Annotated in this window: 23 protein-coding genes and 2 pseudogenes; 11 read left to right on the top strand and 14 right to left on the bottom strand. The window is 40.6% G+C overall.

Annotated elements, in window-relative coordinates:
- Positions 1–100: 100 nt before the first annotated feature.
- Genes JEU79_RS05325 through bioB form a run of 3 tightly spaced genes read right to left on the bottom strand, consistent with a single transcriptional unit; the run spans position 101 to position 3,179 of the window.
- Positions 101–934 carry an alpha/beta fold hydrolase gene (locus JEU79_RS05325; protein WP_198263273.1) on the bottom strand — a complete coding sequence of 278 codons (834 nt, stop codon included), beginning with the start codon at positions 932–934 and terminating at the stop codon, positions 101–103.
- Complete coding sequence (gene bioF / locus JEU79_RS05320; RefSeq protein ID WP_198263272.1) at positions 931–2,115, bottom strand: 8-amino-7-oxononanoate synthase; 1,185 nt, start codon at positions 2,113–2,115, stop codon at positions 931–933. Before bioF ends, JEU79_RS05325 begins: the two co-directional genes overlap by 4 nt.
- Before the next feature lie 8 nt (positions 2,116–2,123).
- Positions 2,124–3,179 (bottom strand): biotin synthase BioB, encoded by a 1,056-nt coding sequence (gene bioB, locus JEU79_RS05315; RefSeq protein ID WP_198263271.1) that lies wholly within the window; start codon positions 3,177–3,179, stop codon positions 2,124–2,126.
- A gap of 254 nt (positions 3,180–3,433) precedes the next feature.
- On the opposite strand from bioB, the pseudogene JEU79_RS05310 reads away from it, so the two are divergent.
- A pseudogene (locus JEU79_RS05310) lies at positions 3,434–4,376 on the top strand (IS1595 family transposase).
- 194 nt (positions 4,377–4,570) lie between these two features.
- On the opposite strand, the pseudogene JEU79_RS05305 reads toward JEU79_RS05310, so the two are convergent.
- From JEU79_RS05305 to JEU79_RS05295, 3 genes and pseudogenes are all read right to left on the bottom strand, one after another.
- Positions 4,571–5,354: pseudogene (locus JEU79_RS05305) on the bottom strand (IS1595 family transposase).
- Positions 5,355–5,483: 129 nt separating this feature from the next.
- Positions 5,484–9,005 carry an EAL domain-containing protein gene (locus JEU79_RS05300; RefSeq protein ID WP_214660503.1) on the bottom strand — a complete coding sequence of 1,174 codons (3,522 nt, stop codon included), beginning with the start codon at positions 9,003–9,005 and terminating at the stop codon, positions 5,484–5,486.
- A gap of 145 nt (positions 9,006–9,150) precedes the next feature.
- Entirely contained in the window at positions 9,151–11,511 is a 2,361-nt protein-coding gene (locus JEU79_RS05295; RefSeq protein WP_214660502.1) for a penicillin acylase family protein, read from the bottom strand.
- 271 nt (positions 11,512–11,782) lie between these two features.
- Here JEU79_RS05295 and JEU79_RS05290 point away from each other — a divergent pair, with 271 nt between their 5' ends.
- The 4 genes from JEU79_RS05290 (at position 11,783) to JEU79_RS05275 (ending at position 15,211) form a co-directional block, all read left to right on the top strand.
- A complete protein-coding gene (locus tag JEU79_RS05290) occupies positions 11,783–12,517 on the top strand; it encodes a ComFC family protein (RefSeq protein WP_198263268.1) in 735 nt (244 codons plus the stop codon).
- A gap of 29 nt (positions 12,518–12,546) precedes the next feature.
- Entirely contained in the window at positions 12,547–13,452 is a 906-nt protein-coding gene (locus JEU79_RS05285) for an NAD-dependent epimerase/dehydratase family protein (protein ID WP_198263267.1), read from the top strand.
- Positions 13,453–13,564: 112 nt separating this feature from the next.
- Positions 13,565–14,554 (top strand): GTP 3',8-cyclase MoaA, encoded by a 990-nt coding sequence (gene moaA, locus JEU79_RS05280; protein ID WP_198263266.1) that lies wholly within the window; start codon positions 13,565–13,567, stop codon positions 14,552–14,554.
- Between the two features lie 183 nt (positions 14,555–14,737).
- Entirely contained in the window at positions 14,738–15,211 is a 474-nt protein-coding gene (locus JEU79_RS05275; protein ID WP_198263265.1) for a hypothetical protein, read from the top strand.
- A gap of 68 nt (positions 15,212–15,279) precedes the next feature.
- Here JEU79_RS05275 and JEU79_RS05270 read toward each other — a convergent pair whose 3' ends face one another.
- Both JEU79_RS05270 and JEU79_RS05265 read right to left on the bottom strand, forming a co-directional pair.
- The gene (locus tag JEU79_RS05270; protein WP_198263264.1) at positions 15,280–15,909 is read right to left on the bottom strand and encodes a DUF3334 family protein; all 630 of its coding nucleotides are present in this window, start codon (positions 15,907–15,909) and stop codon (positions 15,280–15,282) included.
- Positions 15,910–16,295: 386 nt separating this feature from the next.
- Positions 16,296–16,760, bottom strand: a complete 465-nt coding sequence (locus tag JEU79_RS05265; RefSeq protein ID WP_198263263.1) for a tRNA (cytidine(34)-2'-O)-methyltransferase — start codon at positions 16,758–16,760, stop codon at positions 16,296–16,298.
- Positions 16,761–17,133: 373 nt separating this feature from the next.
- Here JEU79_RS05265 and JEU79_RS26050 point away from each other — a divergent pair, with 373 nt between their 5' ends.
- The 4 genes from JEU79_RS26050 to JEU79_RS05255 all read left to right on the top strand — a co-directional run bounded on the left by JEU79_RS26050 (position 17,134) and on the right by JEU79_RS05255 (position 18,700).
- Entirely contained in the window at positions 17,134–17,601 is a 468-nt protein-coding gene (locus tag JEU79_RS26050) for an IS110 family RNA-guided transposase (RefSeq protein WP_246540018.1), read from the top strand.
- A 14-nt stretch (positions 17,602–17,615) separates the two neighbouring features.
- The gene (locus JEU79_RS26045; RefSeq protein ID WP_246540017.1) at positions 17,616–17,807 is read left to right on the top strand and encodes a hypothetical protein; all 192 of its coding nucleotides are present in this window, start codon (positions 17,616–17,618) and stop codon (positions 17,805–17,807) included.
- The gene (locus JEU79_RS26040) at positions 17,792–18,013 is read left to right on the top strand and encodes a transposase (protein ID WP_246540016.1); all 222 of its coding nucleotides are present in this window, start codon (positions 17,792–17,794) and stop codon (positions 18,011–18,013) included. Before JEU79_RS26045 ends, JEU79_RS26040 begins: the two co-directional genes overlap by 16 nt.
- Positions 18,014–18,535: 522 nt before the next feature.
- The gene (locus tag JEU79_RS05255; RefSeq protein ID WP_198263262.1) at positions 18,536–18,700 is read left to right on the top strand and encodes a hypothetical protein; all 165 of its coding nucleotides are present in this window, start codon (positions 18,536–18,538) and stop codon (positions 18,698–18,700) included.
- Between the two features lie 28 nt (positions 18,701–18,728).
- Here JEU79_RS05255 and JEU79_RS05250 read toward each other — a convergent pair whose 3' ends face one another.
- Complete coding sequence (locus JEU79_RS05250) at positions 18,729–19,136, bottom strand: hypothetical protein (RefSeq protein WP_198263261.1); 408 nt, start codon at positions 19,134–19,136, stop codon at positions 18,729–18,731.
- A gap of 141 nt (positions 19,137–19,277) precedes the next feature.
- Positions 19,278–19,697: a hypothetical protein gene (locus JEU79_RS05245; RefSeq protein WP_198263260.1), complete on the bottom strand. Its 420-nt coding sequence runs from the start codon at positions 19,695–19,697 to the stop codon at positions 19,278–19,280.
- Between the two features lie 232 nt (positions 19,698–19,929).
- On the opposite strand from JEU79_RS05245, the gene JEU79_RS05240 reads away from it, so the two are divergent.
- Positions 19,930–20,172 (top strand): phage integrase N-terminal SAM-like domain-containing protein, encoded by a 243-nt coding sequence (locus tag JEU79_RS05240; RefSeq protein ID WP_198265871.1) that lies wholly within the window; start codon positions 19,930–19,932, stop codon positions 20,170–20,172.
- Positions 20,165–21,235 (top strand): integron integrase, encoded by a 1,071-nt coding sequence (locus JEU79_RS05235; RefSeq protein WP_198263259.1) that lies wholly within the window; start codon positions 20,165–20,167, stop codon positions 21,233–21,235. The genes JEU79_RS05240 and JEU79_RS05235 overlap by 8 nt, the downstream gene beginning before the upstream one ends.
- A gap of 133 nt (positions 21,236–21,368) precedes the next feature.
- Here the strand turns inward: JEU79_RS05235 and murI are convergent, their stop codons facing one another.
- From murI to trxC, 4 genes are read right to left on the bottom strand one after another with little or no spacing between them, the layout of a single operon-like run.
- A complete protein-coding gene (gene murI / locus JEU79_RS05230; RefSeq protein WP_198263258.1) occupies positions 21,369–22,217 on the bottom strand; it encodes a glutamate racemase in 849 nt (282 codons plus the stop codon).
- A 28-nt stretch (positions 22,218–22,245) separates the two neighbouring features.
- Positions 22,246–23,244, bottom strand: coding sequence for an NAD(P)H-dependent glycerol-3-phosphate dehydrogenase (locus JEU79_RS05225; RefSeq protein WP_198263257.1), 999 nt, complete (start codon positions 23,242–23,244; stop codon positions 22,246–22,248).
- Between the two features lie 24 nt (positions 23,245–23,268).
- Positions 23,269–23,766 carry a protein-export chaperone SecB gene (gene secB, locus JEU79_RS05220; protein WP_198263256.1) on the bottom strand — a complete coding sequence of 166 codons (498 nt, stop codon included), beginning with the start codon at positions 23,764–23,766 and terminating at the stop codon, positions 23,269–23,271.
- A gap of 39 nt (positions 23,767–23,805) precedes the next feature.
- Positions 23,806–24,240, bottom strand: coding sequence for a thioredoxin TrxC (gene trxC / locus JEU79_RS05215; protein ID WP_198263255.1), 435 nt, complete (start codon positions 24,238–24,240; stop codon positions 23,806–23,808).
- Positions 24,241–24,254 lie beyond the last annotated feature (14 nt).

Genomic DNA, 24,254 nt, shown 5'->3' with positions numbered 1-24,254 from the left:
TTATTCGTAGCCACTCTACGGGTGAAGTCAAAATGTTCTGGAAAATCCTTAAGATTCAGTGCATAAGGCGGTCGCAGTAGATTCAACTGATTTTTTTAGGTTAAAGCACCTTTGCTAATATTTGTTTGAACGCTTCAGGATGTGAGATAAAGGGAGCGTGTCCGGCTGAGGGGATGCTATAAAGGGTGATATTTTCCTGTAGGGCTAATTGTTGCTGAACTTTAAAGGGAGCCAGAGTGTCTTTTTCTCCAGCAATCAGGCTAATGGGTATTTGTCTAATTGCTGCTAGAGGTTGACGTTTATCTTCACGGAGTAAAATATTTAAACCCTGCTCCAGTGCTTTGGTATCAGGTTCACCACGAACAAACAATTGTGCTTGCAAGGTTTTGATATCATCTCTTGCGGTACGACTGCCCAGTGCTTGTATGGCAAGAAATCGTCTGAGGGTTGCCTGATGATCGTTAACCAAGCCGCGACTGAACTCTTCAAAAATTCGGGCTTCGACAGCATGAGGCCAGTCATTATCTTGCACAAATTTGGGGGTCGCACCCACTAGAATAAGATTGTCAATGCTAGGACTTTCAGCTGAATTTTCATTACGACTATTTTCATCACAGCTATTTTTATCACAGCCATTGAGCATCTCAATGGCGACTAAAGCACCCATTGACCAGGCAATAATAGTTGTTTGTTTGTTTTCCAGTAATGGCTCTATGCTTTGCGCCAGTGTTTGACTGGAATATTCTTGTAGCGAGAGTGTGGCACTCTTTCCATAGCCGGGCAAATCAACAGCACGAATAAGATGTTCCGGTAATAACTCTTCCAGATATTCTGCAATATCACACCAGACACCGCTATTCATCCCCCAGCCATGGATTAATAAAATTTGTTCACGGGCTTGGACATTGCCCCATTGTTGGTAGTGGATGCTCATGATTTCTGCATTTTTTCCAATGCGGCTAAAAGCTGTTCAACATCCTGTTCATCATGTTCCGCACAAAGAGTAACACGTAATCTTGCGGTGCCTTTGGGGACTGTCGGTGGGCGGATCGCGGTGACTAAAAAACCCTGTTGTTGTAATTTTTGACTCATCATTAAGGCTTGTTCATTGTCGCCAATTAAAATAGGCTGAATAGGCGTTGCTGAATCCATTAATGACAAGCCCAATTGGCTTGCACCCGCACGGAATTGTTTAATCAGCTGTTGTAACTTATCTCTGCGCCAGCTTTGTTCTTGGGCAATTTTTAAACTCATCAGTGTGGCTTTAGCCAACGCAGGTGGCATGGCAGTGGTATAAATATAGGCTCTGGATTTTTGAATCAAAGTTTCAATCAGGGCATCGCTACCGGCAACAAAAGCACCAAAAACGCCCATAGCCTTGCCTAAAGTGGCCATATAAATCGGCAATTGTTGCTGATCTAAGGCATATTCTTCTGCCGTGCCGGCACCCGTTTTACCCAGCACACCAAAGCCATGTGCATCGTCCAACATGAGCCAGGCATCATTTTGCTGACATAATTGACTTAATTGACTGACCTTGGCTAAATCACCATCCATGCTAAAAACAGCATCCGACATGACTAATTTTCTTGTTTGATCAGCAATATTCGCGTCTTTTAATTGCTGCTCAAGACGCGGTAAATCATTGTGTGGATAGCGTTTCAATTGACTACCGGATAACGATACTGAAAGCAGTGCGGCATCAATCATTGAAGCGTGATTCAGTTTGTCTTGAAAGACAATATCACCTTTATTCATCAGCGCATTGACGATGCCGAGATTAGCCATATAACCCGTGGAAAATAATAGCGCACGACTACGGCCGGTGTATTCAGCCAGTGCTTCTTCAAGTTCATGATGGGCACGACTATGGCCGCTGACCAGATGAGCGGCACCACTGCCTACGCCATATTCATCAATGCCTTGTTTTAAGGCCTTGGCGATATCGGGGTGATTGGCGAGGCCAAGGTAGTCATTGCTACAAAAACTGAGGACTTTTTGGCCATTGTGGTATGCATGAACCGCTTGTGGGCCAGCGCTTATTTTGCGCTGACGGTATAAGGACTGTTGTTTGAGGTGCTGTAGCTCAGTTTGTAGGGTTTCGTCCAGACTCACAAGTGCAATCAGGCTTGTGAGGCACTGGTTATTTTGCTTTCATCACTGGCTATTGGCTTACGTAAATCATCCGAACTGACACGCGCTTTGCCTTGCTTTTTTTCCAGACCGGTTTTCATGCCGAGGCTGGCAAATAATTTTTGATCACCTTCCGCGCTCGCACCATCGGTCGTTAGTAAGCGCTCACCATAGAAAACAGAATTAGCACCGGCAAAAAAGCACATGGCCTGCATTTCATCGGACATTTCTTCACGCCCGGCAGACAAACGTACCACTGAGCGTGGCATCATAATTCTTGCCACTGCCACAGAACGCACAAATTCCAAAGGCTCAATTTCATCCTGGCCAAACATCGGTGTACCTTCAACCTGCACCAGCATATTGATGGGCACACTATCCGGATGCTGTGCCATATTGGCTAATTGGGCTAAGAGGCTACAACGGTCTTTGCGTTCTTCACCCATGCCTAAAATGCCACCACTACAGACATTAATGCCCGCTTGTTGAACGTTGTCGAGGGTATCTAAACGATCTTGAAAAGTACGTGTTGAAATCACGTTACCATAAAATTCGGGTGAGGTATCCAGGTTATGATTGTAATAATCAAGACCCACTTCTTTAAGTTGTTTGACTTGTTCAGAGCTCAGCATACCCAAGGTGACACAACTTTCCATGTCCAAGGATTTAACACCTTTGATCATTTCCAGCACTTTAGGGAAGTCACGTTTGTTTGGCCGTGACCAAGCAGCGCCCATACAAAAACGGTCAGCCCCTTCAGCCTTGGCTTGTTTGGCCGCCGTCATGACTTCATCCAAGGACAATAACGCTTCTGGCTCAAGATCGGTGTTATGGTGAGCACTTTGTGAACAATAGCCACAATCTTCTGAGCACTTGCCCGTTTTAATGCTCAATAATGTGCTGATTTGCACACTATTGGGATCAAAATTAGCGCGATGAATCGTATGTGCCTGAAACAATAGATCATTTAAAGGCAAGTCAAATAATGCCTGAATCTCAGGGATACTCCAATCGTGTCTTAATGCATCTCCAGCCTGAGTGCTCATGTCGATTATTCCTTTTGCAAAATAGATGTAGGGGTATAGCTTTTATAAATGGTTCTTCTCCGCTTTGATGAGTGTAAATTCACATTCAAAACCCTGTTAAGCATTGATACATAAAAACTTTCTTGATTACCCACAAAGCTCCGCCATATTTCGATAATTATACTATAATTATACTATAATTATACTATAATTATACTATAATTATACTATAATTATACTATAATTAAAGTATAGATTATGTGTGGAGTAGAATGATGTCAAAAAATAAAATTCAGTTTCAAGAAGGTTATAGTTTATTTGAGCTTTTTAATGATTATGGCACTGACAAACAGTGCCGACAAGCCTTATTTAAATGGAAATTTCCTGATGGATTTGTTTGCCCAGAGTGTGGCAATAAGACTTATGCACTCTAGAACATCGCCATCTTTATCAGTGCCACCATTGTCATCATCAGACATCAGCAACCTGTGGGACAATATTTGATAGTACCAAACTGCCTTTATCTAAGTGGTTTTAGCGATTCATCTTATGACTCAATTGAAGACAGCGGTTTCAGCATTAGAATTAAAGAGACAGCTTAAGGTAAGCTACAATACAGCCTGGAGTATGAAACAAAAGATCATGCAGGTTATGAAAGAACGTGATGACAGTAAACCTTTATCAGGCATCATTCAAATTGATGATGCCTACTGGGGTGGTGAGCACAGAGGCGGCTCCAGAGGTCGTGGTTCAGAAAATAAAACACCGTTCGTTGCAGCCGTTTCTACTAATGAAGATGGACACCCGATTGCAATGAATTTAAATGTGCTTAAAGGGTTTAAATCCAGTGAAATAAAACGATGGGCACAAACTCATTTAACACCTGGAAGTACTGTTTACTCAGATGGGTTAAATTGTTTTCCTGCGGAAGAAGCTGACTGTAAGCATGTTCCAATCGTCACGGGTGGTGGTGCGGCAAGTGTTGATAAAATTGAGTTTATCTGGGTTAACACTATGATAGGTAATATTAAAAACTCTATGAAGGGAAGCTATCATTCCATTAACTCAAAACATTTACCTCGGTATCTTGCTGAATTTTGTTATCGGTTTAATAGACGCTTTAACTTAAAAGACATGATGCCAAGGTTTTTATGCGTGGCGATGAAAACGCCACCTATGAATGGAAAGCTCCTAAAAATGGCGGAGCTTTATGGGTAATCAAGAAAACTTTTCTTATCAAGAAGGCTTTTTATAGTTTTACCTATACACATAACCTTGCTTATGTTGCTCAGCCAAATAAAGATGAGCTCTATAGGCTGAAATGGATAAGTTGTTCACTCATCAAAGCGGAGAAGAGCCTTATAAATAGCTTTAAAGCGGGCAATATAACATATTTGCATAATGGTTCTTGATTACCCATAAAGCTCCGCCATTTTTAGGAGCTTTCCATTCATAGGTGGCGTTTTCATCGCCACGCATAAAAACCTTGGCATCATGTCTTTTAAGTTAAAGCGTCTATTAAACCGATAACAAAATTCAGCAAGATACCGAGGTAAATGTTTTGAGTTAATGGAATGATAGCTTCCCTTCATAGAGTTTTTAATATTACCTATCATAGTGTTAACCCAGATAAACTCAATTTTATCAACACTTGCCGCACCACCACCCGTGACGATTGGAACATGCTTACAGTCAGCTTCTTTAACCGCAGGAAAACAATTTAACCCATCTGAGTAAACAGTACTTCCAGGTGTTAAATGAGTTTGTGCCCATCGTTTTATTTCACTGGATTTAAACCCTTTAAGCACATTTAAATTCATTGCAATCGGGTGTCCATCTTCATTAGTAGAAACGGCTGCAACGAACGGTGTTTTATTTTCTGAACCACGACCTCTGGAGCCGCCTCTGTGCTCACTACACCCCAGTAGGCGCTAAAAACCACTTAGATAAAGGCAGTTTGGTACTATCAAATATTGTCCCACAGGTTGCTGATGTCTGATGATGACAATGGTGGCACTGATAAAGATGGCGATGTTCTAGAGTGCAATAAGTCTTATTGCCACACTCTGGGCAAACAAATCCATCAGGAAATTTCCATTTAAATAAGGCTTGTCGGCACTGTTTGTCAGTGCCATAATCATTAAAAAGCTCAAATAAACTATAACCTTCTTGAAACTGAATTTTATTTTTTGACATCATTCTACTCCACACATAATCTATACTTTAATTATAGTATAATTATCGAAATATGGCGGAGCTTTGTGGGTAATCAAGTAATGGTTTGCATAATGGTTTTCACATACAATGGTTTGCACTAGGACTAATTTAGAGAGTACCTTCTATGAATAATTTCTTAAACTCAGCAGCCGAGACAGGTTGGCTATAATAATAGCCCTGGGCTATATCACAGCCCATTTGCTTCAATAAGGCTAATTGCTTCTCAGTTTCCACTCCCTCAGCCACCACCTTGAGTTTTAGGCCATGTGCCATCGCGATCACGGCATTGACCAACGCTCTATCCTCTGGATCATCAATGATATCACAGACAAAACAGCGATCAATTTTCAACACATTAAATGGATAGCTACGCAAATAACTCAGCGATGAATAGCCAGTACCAAAGTCATCCATCGCAATAGTCACGCCTAAGTCACTCAGAGCAGACAAGGCATCACTGATGTGTTGATGGCCACTCATCAACACGCCTTCGGTGATCTCTAATTCCACAGCCTCAGGCTGAATCCCTGACTGTTTAATCACATCACTGATGGTTTGCACCAGCGCAGGGTCGCGAAATTGTCTGGGTGAGAGATTGATGGCCATATAAAATTCATCGTGCAGTGCTTGCTGCCATTCGACTGCTTGTTCCATTGCATGACGCAAAACAAATTCACCAATAGCAATGATCAAACTGGTTTGTTCACAGATAGGAATAAATTCATCTGGGGAAACATGCCCCAAAATGGGATTATGCCAACGTAATAATGCCTCAGCACCCACAAGCTTGCCACTTTCTATGGCAATTTTAGGCTGATAAAATACTTCCAGTTCATTACGTTCTAAAGCACCATGAACCTGCTCTTCCAGTGCCAAACGCCGTGAGACTTCCTGATTCATACTGGCAGTAAAGTAAGAATATGTATTACGACCCAGTTTCTTGGCATGGTACATGGCAGAATCCGCATTACGTAATAATTCGGAGGAGTCTTTACCATCTTCCGGATACAATGCAATGCCTATGCTGGCCGTTAAAATCAGTTCCCGTGATTCAATTTTAAAGGGTATTCTGAATTGCTTGAGCAAATTTTCGGCAATGGGTTGTGCCGCTTCATTGCTCGCTAAGCCGCCCAGTAATAAGATAAATTCATCACCCCCCAAGCGGCCAACGGTATCACCTTCTCTTAGCACAGAGCTTAATCGTTCGGCGGCCTCAATTAATAGCATATCGCCGGTTTCATGCCCTAGGGTATCATTGATTTTTTTAAAGTCATCCAAGTCTAAAAACAGCACGGCTACTTTTTCTGTATTGCGCCTGGCTTCGTTTAATAGTTGTGACAAGCGATCTAAGGCCAATAAGCGATTAGGTAAATCAGTTAAATTATCAAAAAAAGCCTGATGTTTAATTTTATCAGCCTGCTCTTTACGCAACGTCAAATCAATGTCGATACAGTACATTTCTGCTTCATTGTTTTGATTATGTAATAGCACATGACTGGAAAACACATGTACTGGCGAGCCATCTTGTCGCTTCAAGGTGAGCTCTGATGAGGGTATTTCTTCACCGCCATTAAACCAATTTTCAATACCAGCAACCACAGGCTCTTTCATTTCATCGGGAATAATTAAGTCTTCAAGCAATTTTCCACTCGCGGTTTTTGCATCATAACCATAAAGTGTTTCACTGGCAGGATTCCAATAAATCACTTCTCTTTTGGTATTATATCCTTGTACTGAAATCGCATCGGTGCCCTCAAATATTTTACGAAAACGATTTTCACTTTGCTGTAATGCCAGCTCCATTTGTTTACGTTGCTGGACTTCTTTTTTCAATCGATATAACCAATAAACAAACAACACAAAAACACTGCTTATCGCAGCACCCAGTTTAAATAATTGCTCTACCTGAACACCCTGTTCGATATGCAGACCACGCCATTTATTTAAAATTTGCTCTTTTTTCTCAGTCGAAATATGATCCAATGCCTTTTGGATGATGCTCAATAATTGCGGATTTTCCTGTGCTACTGCAAAGCGATACTGGCTGCGAAATTCAGTTCGACCTGACATACGCAAATTCAACATGCCGGTTTTTTGAATAATGTAATTGGAGTAAATTTCATCACCAATATAAGCATCTACAATGCCTAAATCAAGCAATTGTAATGCTTTGATACTATCTGGTGTGGGAATTATATTAATGTCAGGGTATTTTCTCGCCAGAATATCCCGCACAAAATAATCTTCTTCAAGCGCAATATTTCTACCATTCAATTGCTCTAACGTCGTAATGAAAGCATTTTTAATATCAATGATAATGGACACATTGGAAGATAAATAGGGTTTGGAAAAGGCCAGACCATTTTCCTTGGCTACACTTTTATGCATACCAGAAATTATTTCCAACTCACCTGCTTTGATCATGTTCAGGGTTTGTTGCCAATTTTTATCTTTTATAATTTCAAATTGAACACCCAGTATTTCCTCAATACTTCTAATATAGTCAGCATTAATACCTAAGTAATTTTGCTCTTCATCCAGCCATTCAAAGGGGGCAAAGTCTCGTTTTATACCAATGCGAATAATCGGGTGCTGTGCTAACCAACTTTGTTCTTCGCCTGTAAGGGATAATTGAGTTGATGAGCCATAAACTAATTTACGTAATTTTAAATCGCTGAGTGAAGGTGCCATTTTTAGCTGTGCATAAATATCTGCCACGCGTCGTAAACGATTAACCTCCACCTGGCCTAAAGGAATTTGCTCAGGCATAATGATTTTATGGGTTTCTTCTGCTTCAAACCATAAATTCTCCAGACTCAACTGACTCTTATATTTATGTTTTATCAGCGCTATCATTTCTGCTTTATGGCTTAATGCATATTTCCAGCCTTTAATGGATGCCCGCTTAAAACGCTCTGCCCGACCGGGGTGCTCAATAATTTCTTGGGTACTGGTTATCAATAAATCACCATAAAAATCCACCCCATAATTACGTGGGTAAATAATATTTAAATCAATACCACGCTTTTTATAATAATACACTTGATCAGTTAGGTAGGCGGAAGTGACATCAACCTTGCCCGTAATCAGCTCATCTTTGTTAAAATTATGGATAAGATGCGTATATTCATCGGGTTTTATATTACTTAAATACAGTAGAGAGCGAAGATTGGCCTCATTACCCTCAGACAGATCAAACATAATCCGCTTGCCGATTAAATCATAGGGTGTCAGTATTTTGGATGTTTTTTTACTGATAAACACCAACGGATCATGTTGAAAAATAGCGGCAAGAATTGTGATGGGTTCGCCATTAGCATAACCGGCGATAATACTGCTATCAGCCACCGCATAATCTATCTCAGCACTGGACACTGAATCAATTTCATCCGTATCTTTGCTACGCTGGATAATGTCAACATCAAGGCCTTCGGCCTGATAAAAGCCTTGTTCCTTCGCGGCATAATAGCCTGCAAATTGAAATTGATGGAACCATTTTAATTGCAAACTCACTTTTTCAAGCTGCTTAGCTGAAGTCTCAATAGTAGAATTTTTTTGTTCACTTGCTTGAACATGACTGATAGATAACACTGAAAAAATAGCAATAAAGCTATATACGATAGATGACAATACGCAGATTAACGCTGTTTTATGAGAAGAACTTAAACAAATCACGGGCAGTATATAATCCAATCTTAAAATGGTTGATTATTTAAGCTTAGTCAAGAGACTAAAATGTGTCAATTACTACACTGATCATGGGTATAAGACGAGCTTATTGAATAGACTGCAATTCCAACACCCATTTGGTTTCACCGGGCAAAAACGCACTGGCCTTACCATCGACCCAATCCTGATGTCCACTCGAATAATAAGATGATAGTGGGTGACTACTCTGCCCGGCAGGCATGTGCATAATTGCCTTTTGTTCCTGTCCTGGGGCCACTACCATACGCACTGATGCACCAAAATGATGACCTAGCACTTTAGGCATATCAGTATCACCACTCAAGGGTGAGTCTGGCATATCCAGAAAAAAGCCCAACTCGGGCAGTGCTGCACTCAAAGGATGTTGAATATCAATTTTATGTCGTACCCCCCAGCTCTGTGTCGCTAGATCATATTGACCATTATCTGTCACTATATTGTATGCCTGCTCTGCTGAAGCTTGAAAGAACAAAGCCCAATTCGCATAATTTGCTGGTACTAGATGCACCGGCCTGTTCTGCACCAGTTCCCAAACGGGGTATTCAATGAGCTTGGTCAGCAAAGAAGCTTTGAATAGTTTGGGATGCTGTTTTTCCAGCGTTTCAAACACCCAGCCCAGCGTGTTTTTAGTTATCACTTTACGAAATGATTTCACCAGACCATAGGCCACTGAGTCTGGCTTTGCATACAATATCGGTTCTTTTTTTAGGACTGCTAACATCGACTCAACTTGACCTTTACTAATGACCTCATGAATATTTTTTGCAGTCAGCACATCAAGCAATAACTGCCGCCAGCGGGCTAACAATTTTGCTTCGTTATCCAATTGTATGGCCAGAAAATCAGTTTCTTTAAACTGTGTTTTTGCCAATAGACCATCACGGACTTGCTGCGCTCTTGCTCCCAAATCTCCACCCTCAAAACCGATGTGAGATAGAGTTTTGGCGGAAAATAACCGATTATTAGCAGTCCAGATACGATGAGAGTCAGGATCAGATAAAATCGGGTAGTCATTAGCCTGTTCATAGTCCTGCCAACCACCAGTCATAGCAGCTTCATCACGCTTAGGAATTAAACCCGCAATGGTCCAGCCAATATGCCCCTCATTATCCGCGATCACAATGGATTGCGGTGGCATCCCCAGCGACTTAGCAACATCCAAAGCATCTTTAACAGAATCACTTTTTTCCAGTACCAGGAGGTTTAAATTTGTCGCATTGGGTGAATAAGCTAGCCATTGATGTGCCAGTAATTGTCCTTTGTGATTTCTGCCAATCACTGGTCCCCATTGCGTTTCTATCGTCAGGAGTTCCTTATCAGACCCATTGCTACTCTCAATTAAATGCTTATAGACAGTAAAATTTTTCCAACCCTCAGCTGACTGATATTGAGTTTCATCGGCATTGGTTTGCAATACGATAATATCACCCCAATTACCATAACTATTGGTAAAGCCCCAGGCTATATGTTCATTACTTCCCACCACCATCGCCGGTGTGCCAGGCAAGGTCACACCAGTCACGCGACGTCCATCTTCTAAATACCAACTGGCACGAAACCAGATATTAGGCACACGCAAGGTCAGATGCATATCATTTGCCATCATTGCAGAATCATAAGGGGTTAATGAGGCATCGACCGCCCAGCTATTTGAGCCGGGTAAAAAATTCGTGTTGGTTCCCGGCAGGAAGTGGCGGTCAACAAAGTTCAAAGTTTGCTTGGGATGCGCTGATAGCTTTGATACAAATAGCGCTGGTGTTGATAAATTGTATGCCAATAATTTTTTCGGCAAACTGAGGCTTGGAATGGATAATTTCACATCCTCCAAGGCACTATCATCCATTGCCGCATCCCATTCACCCCCTTTTGGGGTCAAGAATTTAAACCATGATGGTGGCAGTTCATCTTTTAGGATCGCCAGCGAGGTTTCTCTGACACCCAATTCGTCATTCAAATCAAAATACATGGCATAGACACACAAGAGACTATCTTCTGGCTCCCATGGCTTTGGTGTTTGTCCGAGCAGAAGATATTGATAAGGATCATTGACCAACGACTCAATGCCAGTGTTCACACCATTACTATAGGCAACCAGTGCGGCATAATGTGCCTTGGGTAGTTTGCGTACCGCCTGTTTTGCCCGCTCTCTAAAACGGTGCAACCTGATTTTAACATCACTTTCATAAGCATCATCACCAAACAAAGCGGCTAATTCACCTGCGGCACTACGGCGTAATAAGTCCATTTGAAAATAACGCTCTTGAGCATGAACATAGCCTAAGGCAAAGGCCGTGTCCTGACGATGTTTGCCACGAATAGTGGGAATGCCCTGAGCATCTCGCTCAATAGTGACGCCCTGATTTAATAGCGTAATTTTTTTTGTGCCGTCCAGATCAGGTAAACTACTGTATAAAATGAAATAGATCACTAATAATAGAAAAAGCAGAGTAAGGGAAAGCCACTTTAATGAAAAAAGAATTTTATTAAAAAAATTACGCATTATAATTAGTTATCACTTTTTTAAGGACTTTTTTTAAGTCTTTTTTTTAAGAGCTTGTTTTAAATACTTTAAATCTGAAGCACTATCAAGATGATAGTTGATGTATCCTAAATAGTTGATTTATCTTAGCCTCATTGATTATCATCTTCAACCCAGAATAATCAATTGCACCTTTATTTACTCATTGACAAGGAATGTCATGAATTACAGTACAGTTTGGCAGAAAGCCTGCACACAAATAACGCAAGTCATCCCCAGACATTGCCTCTTTTGTCTGGAAAAAACTCATAATCATTTGGAATTATGCAATCCCTGTATAGCTGCACTCAGCTTAAATAAGGACTGCTGCCATCGCTGTGCCTCACCGCTTGAAACCTCACTTAAGCAAAGTATCAGCCTCTGTGGCAATTGCCTGAGTCATAATTATTACTATGATCGAGTTTATAGTCCTTTGCTTTATGCCGAGGAAATGCGTTATCTGATTAAAAAACTGAAATATCAAAAAAAAATTCATTATGCCAGCCTCTTATCGCAATTATTTATACAAAAAAGCCATCATCTCAAAAATTTTTACCTGCCTCAGGCCATTCTGCCCGTTCCTATGCATACCAAACGCCTACGCCAACGGGGCTTTAATCAAGCACTAGAGCTAGGACGTTTTTTTGCATCTCACTACCAACTACCGTTAAACTATAGCCACTTAATTAGAATTCGCCACACCAATCTTCAGGCCGGAATGAACGCCAAAGAAAGGCAAAAGAATGTACAACAGGCCTTTAGCCTTAAACACGCCTTGCCTTATGAACATGTCGCTCTAATTGATGACGTGATGACTACTGGCAGCACCGTTAACGAAGCCGCTAAAGTACTGAAACAAAATGGGGTCAAGCAGGTCGATGTGTGGATTATTGCACGTGCCGGATTAAAAATATAAAGCATAATAACAACCATCGAGAACATAAAATGAGCCAAGAAACAAAGCCCAATATTCACATTATTGGTTGCGGATATTTAGGAAAAAAACTCCTTAATGCTCTCATTAGTAGAAACTTAACCTCCCCGGCAATGATTCATTGCTTAGTAAGAAGCACCGCAAGTCAATCTCAATGTGCTCAGTCAGGCGTCACTAGCATTGCTTTTGATCTGGACTTGGTCCATAGCACTCTTCCTTCAGAGATTAATTTATCTGAGGCTATTATTTATTATTTTGCCCCACCACCCAGCCAGGGGAAAACGGATGACCGTGCTAAACAATTTCTTAAACTGCTAACGGAATATTTGCACAGCACAGGAGAAAAAATCACTAAAATTATCCTGATCAGCACCACCGGGGTTTATGGTAATTGCAAGGGTCAATGGGTCGATGAAAATACCCCCTTAAATCCCAGCGTCGATCGTGCCCTACGTCGTGCAGATGCCGAACAGCAATTCCAGCAGTTTTGCGACCACACACAGACAACTCTGGTGATTTTAAGGGTATCCGGCATTTATGGGCCGGGAAAATTACCTCTACAGCGTATTAAGGCTCAAACCCCTATCGTTAGGGAAGAAGATTCCCCTTTTAGTAATCGTATCCATAGTGACGACTTATTGGAAATCTGCCTCAAAGCAGGCTTGAGTCATGATATTGAAGGTATTTTTAACTGTGCCGACGGTCATCCCACCACCATGTGTGACTATTTTATGAAGCTTGCCAAGGCCAATCACCTACCCTCACCGCCTACCATCACACTAGAGCAAGCACAAACGCAGCTTTCTGCCGGAATGCTTTCCTATATGGCAGAATCACGGCGTATCAACAACAAAAAATTACTCACTGATTTTAATTTAACACTAAAATACCCTGATTTAGACAGCGGGCTTAAATAGTCAGCTATACTAAAGAGCGTAAAAAGCATTTTATTGACATAGATCGCCTATTTAGCTAGATAAACTTTCATTTTTTCTCAATAATAGTATTATCTAATATACCTTTTTATAGATGACGGATATCATGAGTTTAATTGATCAATATAATCGACAGATTAAGTACGTTCGCATCTCGGTCACTGATCGCTGCGATCTCCGTTGCTTCTACTGCATGCCCAAGGGTTTTGATGGCTATGAAGAGCCTGAAAACTGGCTCAGCTTTGACGAAATTGAACAAGTCATCGCCTCATTTACTCGCTTGGGCGTTAGCTCAGTACGCCTAACCGGTGGCGAGCCCTTATTGCGTAAAAATTTACCGGACTTGGCAAAACGCCTTTCAGCCCTACCAGGGCTGGATGATTTATCACTGAGTACCAATGCCACTCGTTTAGCAAAACATGCCGAAGCCTTGTATGAATCCGGTATCTCACGGATTAACGTCAGCCTTGATACGGTTGATCCCGTTAAATTTAAAGACATTACTCAGGGTAAATTAGACAAGATCATCGATGGTCTTCTGGCGGCAAAAGCAGCCGGTTTGAGTCCTATTAAAATCAATATGGTGGTGATGAAAGGAGTCAACGACGAAGATGTCGAAGACATGGTGGAATTTTGTTTGAAACATGATTTCACCCTGCGTTTTATAGAAACCATGCCGGTCGGTGATACCGGTCGTAATGCTGCCGATCATTATATTGATTTACAGAAAATCGAAACACGGTTAGCAAAACGCTATGAACTGATTCCTGCCGTTATGGCCGGTGCGGGCCCTGCACGTTATGTGCAAATTGCTAACACACAATTTAAAATAGGCTTTATAACCCCTATCTCACAGCATTTTTGTGACACATGCAATCGTGTGCGCTTGTCAGCCAGTGGGACACTTTATATGTGTTTAGGTGACGAACATAAATTTGAATTACGCCCCTTACTCCGTCAGGGCATCAGTGATGATGACTTAGATGAAGTGATAAAAAAAGCAATCGATTTAAAACCTTATAAGCACGAATTTAATGAAAAACCAGAAAAAGTAATCCGCTTTATGTCCATGACCGGTGGCTGATTCTCAGCTCTGTTCTCTCAAGCCATTTTATAATTCAACCCCTAGCAATAAATTAGTAAACTTTTCACTTTTCTTCTGATCAAGATCATGTATTTTTTTCATAAAAACACTTAAATTAGTCGTTATATAATAATTTAAACTGAATAATTTTAAACGACTAATAATATTTTAGGAAGGTATGAAATGGCTGTATCAGAAAACAATGCACATTATGGTCATCGTCTCAGAGTTTACCGAAAAATTGGCGATGTCATTTATGATGAGGTCTATTACCTCACAGACAACGGTAACCCCGTATCCAAAAAACGTGAACGCGAAATTCGCGCGTTAGCAAAGGCCAGAGATCTGGAGTTGTTAGAATTTCAGGCTGAATATCTACGTGAAGTTGACGAGGCAAACCCCGTTAAGTTTCATAGTGATGGACGAATTATTGGTCTTACACGTCAGCAACAGCAAAGCAACGATCGCACAATTGATATTTTCAAATTACGAATTCGCTTACCCGATGGCAGCATCTCCTGGGGTAGTATCAGTATCGACTTGCATGGTTTTGATGAGGCTTTTGATTTAGCTTTAGAACGGATTGTGGAAATACTTGATATTAATAAGCGTACTAAGATTTATCGCCAAATGAAAAGTGCTAAAAAAGCATATTAAAGCTTGTTTATGCAGCAATTTCATCCCTTCTAGCTTCTTTCCTTCTCAAGAAGGGGAAGCTAAATAGCTTATATATCTAAGCCATCTAGGAAGGCTTTATTTTGCTCATCCTTAGATAATTCTGAATCATTATAATTTTGATTATCCGGATCATCCAATTCAATAAACTCTGTTCTTTCCATCGACATTTCTAAATGAAATGTCTTATGATTTTCTGTGCGAAATACGACTCTGCGTGATTGCGGGCGTTCAATATTGGCATTAATCGATAAAATTAACTCTTTATTCACGGCCAGCATTCTTGGCTGTGTCTGGTTAATTGACAAGGACAGTTGATATTCCAACTCGCCCTGAAAATCACCGACAATCTGATTCATTAGCTCACCGAGTACATTGCTGACATCATCGGAAGTGTGTTGGGTTGATATTTCCTCTTCCGGGAAACCCATTTGGCACATATAAGCCTGATAAAGCTCCAATGCAGCACCTGCTGACATATTAATAATAATCAGTCCTGAAAAAGCCCCCTCAAATAAGACAAAACAGCCAATATCCGGTTTTAGGCAAGTTTTTGATATTTTTTGCACCATCGACGAGTATTGAATTTCATTTTTAGTGGTCTGTGTGAGGTTTTTTTTCACAGCCTTACATAAAATGAGTAAGACGTCATCAGTGGATTTACTTTTCTTTACAGCCATATACGTACTCTCATCGTTAAATTGTTTGATTCAACCTAAATAATCAGTTGCACCTAAAGTATAGCCGGTATTTTTTAAAGTGGAAGCTCATCAGAATGGCGAATAGACATTAATATTTAAGTAAATTGTGATATAGATCAAACAAAATCAGTTCTATTTTATTTAGACTAGCGGAAACGTAAAAACAGGAGAATTCCCCATGATATTTGATTCATTATCACTCATTGCCTTATCAACATCGATTGTCATTATTTTCTTATTAATATGGAATTGTCGCCATGACGATTGCTCTAAGAACTGTGATTAGTCCTTCAATAGCGAATGCGGTCCCTAATATCATCACTCATACAGAGACTGATACATTCGCTTTGGTGGATATCAGCTCGCTAAATACCCTCTAAAAAACCATTTTGCCGCCATGCTTCATAACTAATAATAGCTACGGCATTGGATAAGTTCAAACTTCTACTATCCGGCATCATTGGAATTCTTAAGCGCCGCTCAGGCGCAATATTGAGCAACACCTCATCCGGCAAACCATGCGTTTCTGAGCCAAACAATAATACATCCCCCGCCTGATAATTGAGTGCATCATGAGGCCTGCTACCCTTCGTGGTACAGGCCAAAATTCGTCTCTCACCCATCGCTTCACAAAACAGTGCATAATTCGCGTAACGGGTGACATTGGCCAAATCATGATAATCCAGACCAGCTCTGCGTAATTTTTTCTCCTCAAAATCAAAGCCTAAAGGCTCGATCAAATGCAGCGCACAACCATTATTTGCCGCTAGACGAATAATATTACCAGTATTGGGTGCAATGCGTGGCTCATAAAGTGCGATATGAAACATTTATTATTCCTGTTTTATAGGGGCAGTGTGGAAGACCAAGCGATAGAAGAACCCCGAGTAAATCTGTCTATAAATTCTTAGGGTACGCCATCGTTAATCGTTTTTTTATAAACACATTTAAAACAATGCTGGGTACATATACCCATGACACACCTTAGCAGAACACAATCATTAAGTAGCCATTTTTACTACCCATCCCACTGAAAAATATTTAATTTTTTTGTGAATTCATATTTCGAGAAGACATTTTTTACAATTTAGCTTTGATATCGCTTTTTATTAGGTGGGTGATGAGATGGACGCCCGATCATCGCGGCATCACAATGTGCCATACTTAAGATGATACCTTTAAGTAACAAGAGGAACATCCATCATGAATACCAGTATACTCGGAATTGATTTAGCAAAAAACTACTTTCAAGTGTGTGGATTAAACCAAGCGAATAAAGTCCAGTTTAATCGTAAATTGACACGAAACAAGCTATCTGAATTTATGCAACAACAGAGTCCGGTTATTGTTGCAATGGAGGCTTGTGGTAGTTCAAATTACTGGGCTCGAAAGTTTGAAGCAATGGGCCATACCATTAGGCTGGTACCGGCTCAACATGTAAAGCCCTTTGTCAAAGGCAACAAAGATGACCGAAACGATGCAGTGGCCATTTGTGAAGCCGCACAACGTCCTAATATGCACTTTGCCATGATAAAAACTCATGTTCAGCAAGATACTCAAATGCTTCACCGTATTCGTCAGCTACATGTGAAACAAACCACGTCCATTGCGAATCAAATTAGAGCCTATTTATCAGAATACGGCGTCATCGTACAAAAAAACAAATCATGACATTAATCCATGCTTTGCCAACAATCATTGATAATGAAGAGAATGACTTAACCCCCATGGCACGTCAACTACTCCTTGAGCATTATCAATGCTTGGTTGATACCCGTAATAAAGCCATTGAATTAAAAAACAAGTTGAACACAGTAACAACCAAAATATTTACTGTCAACGCTTACAAGCGCTCCCCGGAGTGGGTCCGATTGTAGCCTCTGCGTTATATGCGGCTGTGGGTAATAATGGCAGTCAGTTTTCTAAAGGCAGACAAATATCAGCATGGATTGGTTTAACCCCGGCTCATTTTGGCACGGGTGGTAAAAACACCAATGTAGGCAGCACTAAAAAAAGGGGATCAATATCTAAGAACCTTACTCATACATGGTGCTCGAACGGTCGTCAGTTGGATTATCATTAATAAAAAAAATGACCCTCTAAGTTGTTGGGTGCAGCGGCTAGTTGCAAGACGAGGTAAAAGAAAAGCCTATGTCGCATTGGCCAACAAATTGACACGGGCAGCTTGGCGAATATTACAAGGTGAGATTTATGATCCCAAAAAAATAACAGCTCAGTATGAATAAAAGATAAAAAATTAACAAAACCTTTCCTCCCGTCGCAATAACGGATGAGAAAAACGGCTTACGTGCCTTATCAGAGCCTGGCGGGCCATTGGTTAAACACCGAGTGGGTGTATAGGCGATAAGGTGCGTATTTCATCAAGGTCCGGCAGTTAAAAATACTGCCACAATGAGACCGGATATATGTGAGCGGCCTGGATTTTTTTCTAAAAGTGAACGAATGAGGAATTAGGAGTGAGCATCTAAAATAAATGAAAACATAACCCATTAATAGAAAAAAGCGATCTGACCAAGGGGGTAAGAAAGAGCCCGCTCTTCAACCACCTTCAGATGTATGGATTACTTTATTTTGAATTTAACAAATGAAGTTAAAAATCAAAAGATTTAGAGCAAAATCAGTTGACTTTCGTGGGGCGTCCATATATGGCTTTAAAAGAGGTTTTAAAAGAGTGTTAAAAGAAAGAGCACCTTTGTGGCATTATAGCGAAGCGCCACAAAAGGTGCGTAACTTTTTGGGTCTGCGTTAATTTACTTGTTATATGATTTATTTTCAAGTTATAAAAATGAATGCCTGATATTAATAGAATAGTCAATAAGGAGATTATTTTCATTAAACGTAAAGTATATGGCTGCGCTCGTTTCTACAGGATTTAAAACACTGCCAAGTTTTATTCTTGCAAAGAGTCTTTCAGATTGGCCGCATTCACTTTCCCTATTCTCATATTTAGTATGATTCTTACTGTCTTTTAAACTAGTTAAATGATGTTTGAAAGATTTTTTATTAAGTAAGGCTATAATTTCATTTTTGGGTGTATTTTGTGTAAGAGCAGATGATAGTAGTTGTTTTACTTCTGCTTTATAGTTTTCATTGGTATTACTAAATGCACCAAGAGCCCAAGCAGATAACCATATAATTATCAGAGCTAATATTACACTTATGGTTTTTATAAAGAATTTCAGCATGTTTTCATATAACGCCTATTTCAATGGGCACAAGGATGAGAAAGACTTTATTAAAAAAGGAATCCCGTCAAACCTACTCGATTTATTTTTAAAAAATAGCCACGGCCCTGTGTTCCATTGCAAATTTTGGTTATGCCATTGCTATTTTTTGTGTTCTAAAAAAACTTCTCTACCCTTTTGAGTTAAGCTCCAAATATCACCTTTATCTCCTTTTGATTTTCTTCCTAAATCATTATCCAACAACCAATCCAATGATTGTTTAACTTTTTCTTTAGGTAGACCTGTGTCTTTTACCAAACCATTTAAATAGCGCCATGTGAATCTTTGGTTTTTAAGTGCTTTAACAACCTCTTTTGTTTGATCATCTGTACTAAATGCTTCAGTTTTAATAAATGAAGGCTCGGTTTCCTTTTCAATTACTGCGAGCAACTGTTCCTTTTGATCTTTAGTTATAATCTCAATACCGGCGGCTTTCAGGCTTGCGATTTGTTCAAGGTTAAGAAAAACCAAACCTATTGCACCAGCACCTATTGCCAGACCCATTTCAGTTGCATTACCCATAAGCCCAAGAATAAGGCTCCCTAAAAGTAACATGCTAAAGGAACATATTTCTGCAATTTTTTTAATATTAATATTCCTTATGTAAGCACCGATAACAAGTAATTGACTAGTTTTCGTTTAATCATCGCACACTTTTGTTTTTCGCTCAACAACCCTCTTTAATTACTTGCAATTCCTTTCTGGATAACACAAAATAACACACATTAAAAAGTTTACAGATAAGCTCATGTAAATATTACCAAATGAATTATATCAAAAATTTACTCAAATACTCCCTGATAGGAAACTACCAAAGCCAGAACAATATCTTTACACAAAGTGGCTTCGCTATTATTGGGATTTTTGCCACAAATACCATCACAATCCACTTATACCAACCAGCCTATCCTTGTTTTTGAGTAAATTGCAGGAAAAGAAGCAATCGGTTCAACAACAAAATCAGGCCAAATTTGCCATAGGCTTACTTTATGACTGAAAGTGATAATAATAATCCAATCACTGTACAACAGAGTTCTCCTGAAACCTCAGTACAAAGCTGGGTACCTGTTTATAAACAGTTAGAAAATGAGATTAAATTACGCCATTATTCACCCAAAACCTTGAAAGCTTACCGAACCTGGACTCGTCAGTTGCAGGGCTATACTAAAAGTAAAAATTATCAAAATTTATCCCAGCAGGATGTGATTGATTTTTTAACCTTTCTAGCGGTTGAAAGAAAGGTCTCTGCTTCCAGCCAACATCAAGCATTTAATGCTTTACTCTTTTTATTTAAGCAGGTATTAAAAAAAGAGTTTGATGAAATCAAAGGGGTCACAAGAGCAAAACGAAAGCCTTACATACCGGTGGTATTATCGCGGGATGAAATTGATTTGATCCTTGACCATTTAGATCAGCCATTCAATTTGATTGTGAAGTTGTTCTATGGGTGTGGCTTAAGAATTTCTGAGGGAGTGAATCTTCGTATACGTAATTTTAATTTTGATACGGGCATTCTGACCATACATGATGAAAGCAATAGTAGGCGTATTAACGAAGGTAAGAAAGACCGAACGGTTCCTATCCCACAAAGCATAGTGCCTGAGCTTCAAGAGCAATTACGAAAAACAACATCTCTGTATGAAGCGGACTTACAAGATAATTTTGCCGGTGTATTTTTACCCGAACAGTTAGAAAAAAAATACCAGAATGCAGCAAAGGATTATCTCTGGCAGTGGTTTTTTCCTGCACCAACACTGACCTTGATTAAGGACAAAAAGGAATACAGACGTTATCACCTTCATGATACGGTGGTTCAAAAAGCCATAAAGAAAGCCGTTAGTTCAGCTCATATTATAAAAAGAGCTTCTGCTCAGACGTTCCGACATTCATTTGCGAGTCACCTCTTGCAAGAAAACTATGACATTCGAACCATTCAGAAGCTACTGGGGCACAGCGATATTAGAACAACGATGAAATATACTCACACTTTGCAGCGAAAAACGATCAAGCAGGCTAAAAGCCCGCTTGATTTTATATCTGAAGGTGAACACGATGAGTAATTTTTTGTTACCAAGCGTTATATTGAAAATAGATTTTTCTGCTTGAAGTTATTAATTTCAGTTTTTCAACTATAAGCGCTTAGAGTGCAAAGAAAGTGAATTATCAAATTTGGGGGTTCTTCCACATAGCCTCTCATAAGGTGTGAGACAGGGGTTCAACCACAATATTTTGCTTCAATAGATGCATCATTGTGTTCTGAAAATCTTTCACTGAACCGCTGCTATAGTAGCTCGTTTGGCCTTTGCTCTCATGCAATGCTTGGCCTGTGTCCGAAGCGACATCAAGCTGTAGCAACACACGTTCTAGTTGCTCAGCAATGGCAAGACTGGGATCCACCAGATGAATCTCTTGTCCCACGATATTGCGTATTTGTGCTTGTAAAAATGAATAGTGAGTGCAACCTAAGACTATCGTATCCACCTGTTGCGCCAATAAAGAAGCCAGGTATTGTTTTAATAAAGTAATGGTTTCATGACTATCAAGCAAGCCTGCTTCAACCTGATCTGCCAGTCCCGGACAGGATTGATTAATTAAATTCACATCACTGGCATAGCGTTGCGTCAATTCTTGATAACGCTCACTGGCCAAAGTAGCAGCAGTTGCCATGACACCAATAGTATTGTTTTTCGTCACTGCAATGGCGGGTTTTATGCCCGGTTCAACACCAATAAAAGGAATACCATAATCCTGCCTGAAGCGTTCGATAATGGATGCCGTTGCGGTATTACAGGCAATCACAATGGCTTTCGCACCCTGCGATAAGAGATATTCCGTTATAATTCGCGAGCGTTGTTCAATAAAGACTTCAGCCTTGCAACCATAGGGTGCATGGCCACTATCTGCGACGTATATAATGTTTTCTGAGGGTGATAGTTGCTGGATATGTTGTAAGACTGATAGCCCGCCCACACCGGAATCAAAAATACCAATGGGTGGCTTAGCTTGTGCTGACACTTTAGAAGAAGCTGTAAATAAAGACATAAAATAACTATTCAGTCATATTCCCGTATCATTCTGATTTATGCTCTCTCATCAATAAATTTTGTACTGCTTTTTGTGGCGCAAGATTTTGATATAACACTTGATACACCTGTTCGACGATGGGCATTTCGATGCCTAAGTCCTGTGCCAGTGAATAAATTTGCTTGGCTGCCTGTACCCCTTCAACCACCTGACCAATTTCAATTTCAGCCTGCTCTATATTTTGTCCTCGTCCCACTGCCAAGCCCATGCGGCGATTACGCGATTGATCATCGGTACAGGTCAGCAATAAATCACCGAGACCGGACAAGCCCATAATCGTTTGCTGTTCTGCACCTAATTTCAGGGATAATTGGCTGATTTCGTGTAAACCTCGGGTAATAAGTGCCGAACGGGTATTAGCCCCATAGCCCAAACCATCGGCAATACCGGCGGCGATGGCCATCACATTTTTGGCCGCCCCACCAATTTCCAGACCGATAATATCATGACTGACATAAGGACGCAGGGTGGCATTGCCTAATAATTCAGCCAGTGTTTGGGCATAAGCCTGATCATTAGCGGCAACGGTTAAAGCCGTTGGTAGGCCTTTTGCCACTTCTGCCGCAAAGGTTGGGCCGGAAATGACGGCCTGTTGCAAGCTTTGCTCAAAGACCTCATCGACAACCGTGTGCAGGAGTTGATGCGTATCGGGTTCCAAACCTTTAGTCGCCCAGCTCAGGCGTTGCAGATCAGGTTTAATACAGTGAATTTGCACCAGAGTGTCACGAAAGGCGTGGCTAGGGACGACCAGTAATAGTTCGTCACTTTGCAACACAGCCTGCGATAAATTACTGCTGACAGTGAGCGTCTTCGGAAAAGGGATGCCGGGTAGAAAAAAAGAATTTTCACCAGCCTCATACATCGCCCGTATTTTTTCTTTATTACGTCCCCACAAAACGACTTCATGACCATTTTTCGCCAGTAAAATCGCCAGAGCAGTTCCCCAGGAACCCGCTCCTAGCACGCATAGAGTATTTTTAGTCATAAAGAATGGCTAAGCAAGTGGATACTAGTGAACAGCATCGGTTGCAGGCGCATCACCTTCTTCTTGACGCTGTTGCAAATGTTGTGCATACACCGCCTCAAAATTAACCGGCTGTAAAATAAGCTGTGGGAAACCACCTTTATTAACCAGCTCAGAAATCACTTCACGCACATAAGGGAATAAGAGGTTAGGGCAATAGCTACCGAGCATGGCATCTAATTGCGTTTTCTCAAAACCCGACACATTAAAAATGCCCGCTTGTTCAACTTCAGCTAAAAATGCTGTTTTATCACCGACTTTAACCGTCACTGTCACGGTCAATACCACTTCAAATACATCAGGACCAAGAGGATTAACAGCCGTGTGTAAATCGACCTTTAGTTCAGGCTCCCATTTTAGGGTAAACATTTCAGGTGAGTTAGGGGTTTCAAAGGAAACATCTTTGCAGTATATTTTTTGAATAATAAACTGTTGTTCTGCCGCTTCGTTATTAGTTTCGCTTGCTTGTTCTTCTTCTGCCATGATAATCCCTGATGATTTATTAATAATATTTGTTCGAGTTTAGAGGTGACTCTGCACCCATTGGATCAGACTATTTTGATCCATTGCACCGGCCTGACGTGCGATTTCCTTACCATGATGAAATAATGCGATGGTTGGAATACTGCGTATATTATACTGTGCTGCCAGACTTTGTTCTTGTTCTGTATCGACTTTAACCAGTTCGAGTTGGTGTTGAAAATGCTTGGCGGTTTGCTCAAAAACAGGCGCCATCATTTTGCAGGGGCCACACCAGGGTGCCCAGAAATCCACTAGCACGGGTAAGTCATTTTTCTGAATATGTTTTGCAAATCGGGAGGCATTTAAGGCAATCGGTTGCCCGGGCAATAATAATTGCTGACACTTCCCACATTTGCCACCGGCAGATAATTTAGTGCCGGGAATTCGATTAATGCCATCACAATGAGGGCAAACAATATGCACAGCATCACTCATGTCAAATTCCTCAT

Source organism: sulfur-oxidizing endosymbiont of Gigantopelta aegis (genome assembly GCF_016097415.1).
Taxonomy (GTDB): Bacteria; Pseudomonadota; Gammaproteobacteria; order GRL18; family GRL18; genus GRL18.
This window is presented reverse-complemented; position numbering and strand designations above follow the sequence as displayed.

Bases quoted from the DNA above. Each gene is read 5' to 3' on its own strand.
- JEU79_RS05275 (WP_198263265.1), top strand. From the start codon at position 14,738: ATGGCTGTATCAGAAAACAATGCACATTATGGTCATCGTCTCAGAGTT.
- secB (WP_198263256.1), bottom strand. From the start codon at position 23,766: ATGGCAGAAGAAGAACAAGCAAGCGAAACTAATAACGAAGCGGCAGAA.
- JEU79_RS05235 (WP_198263259.1), top strand. From the start codon at position 20,165: ATGACTGAAAGTGATAATAATAATCCAATCACTGTACAACAGAGTTCT.
- JEU79_RS05325 (WP_198263273.1), bottom strand. From the start codon at position 934: ATGAGCATCCACTACCAACAATGGGGCAATGTCCAAGCCCGTGAACAA.
- JEU79_RS26050 (WP_246540018.1), top strand. From the start codon at position 17,134: ATGAATACCAGTATACTCGGAATTGATTTAGCAAAAAACTACTTTCAA.
- JEU79_RS05255 (WP_198263262.1), top strand. From the start codon at position 18,536: ATGAAGTTAAAAATCAAAAGATTTAGAGCAAAATCAGTTGACTTTCGT.
- moaA (WP_198263266.1), top strand. From the start codon at position 13,565: ATGACGGATATCATGAGTTTAATTGATCAATATAATCGACAGATTAAG.
- JEU79_RS05290 (WP_198263268.1), top strand. From the start codon at position 11,783: ATGAATTACAGTACAGTTTGGCAGAAAGCCTGCACACAAATAACGCAA.
- murI (WP_198263258.1), bottom strand. From the start codon at position 22,217: ATGTCTTTATTTACAGCTTCTTCTAAAGTGTCAGCACAAGCTAAGCCA.
- JEU79_RS05270 (WP_198263264.1), bottom strand. From the start codon at position 15,909: ATGGCTGTAAAGAAAAGTAAATCCACTGATGACGTCTTACTCATTTTA.
- JEU79_RS05225 (WP_198263257.1), bottom strand. From the start codon at position 23,244: ATGACTAAAAATACTCTATGCGTGCTAGGAGCGGGTTCCTGGGGAACT.
- bioB (WP_198263271.1), bottom strand. From the start codon at position 3,179: ATGAGCACTCAGGCTGGAGATGCATTAAGACACGATTGGAGTATCCCT.
- JEU79_RS05285 (WP_198263267.1), top strand. From the start codon at position 12,547: ATGAGCCAAGAAACAAAGCCCAATATTCACATTATTGGTTGCGGATAT.
- JEU79_RS05265 (WP_198263263.1), bottom strand. From the start codon at position 16,760: ATGTTTCATATCGCACTTTATGAGCCACGCATTGCACCCAATACTGGT.
- trxC (WP_198263255.1), bottom strand. From the start codon at position 24,240: ATGAGTGATGCTGTGCATATTGTTTGCCCTCATTGTGATGGCATTAAT.
- JEU79_RS05245 (WP_198263260.1), bottom strand. From the start codon at position 19,697: ATGGGTAATGCAACTGAAATGGGTCTGGCAATAGGTGCTGGTGCAATA.
- JEU79_RS05250 (WP_198263261.1), bottom strand. From the start codon at position 19,136: ATGCTGAAATTCTTTATAAAAACCATAAGTGTAATATTAGCTCTGATA.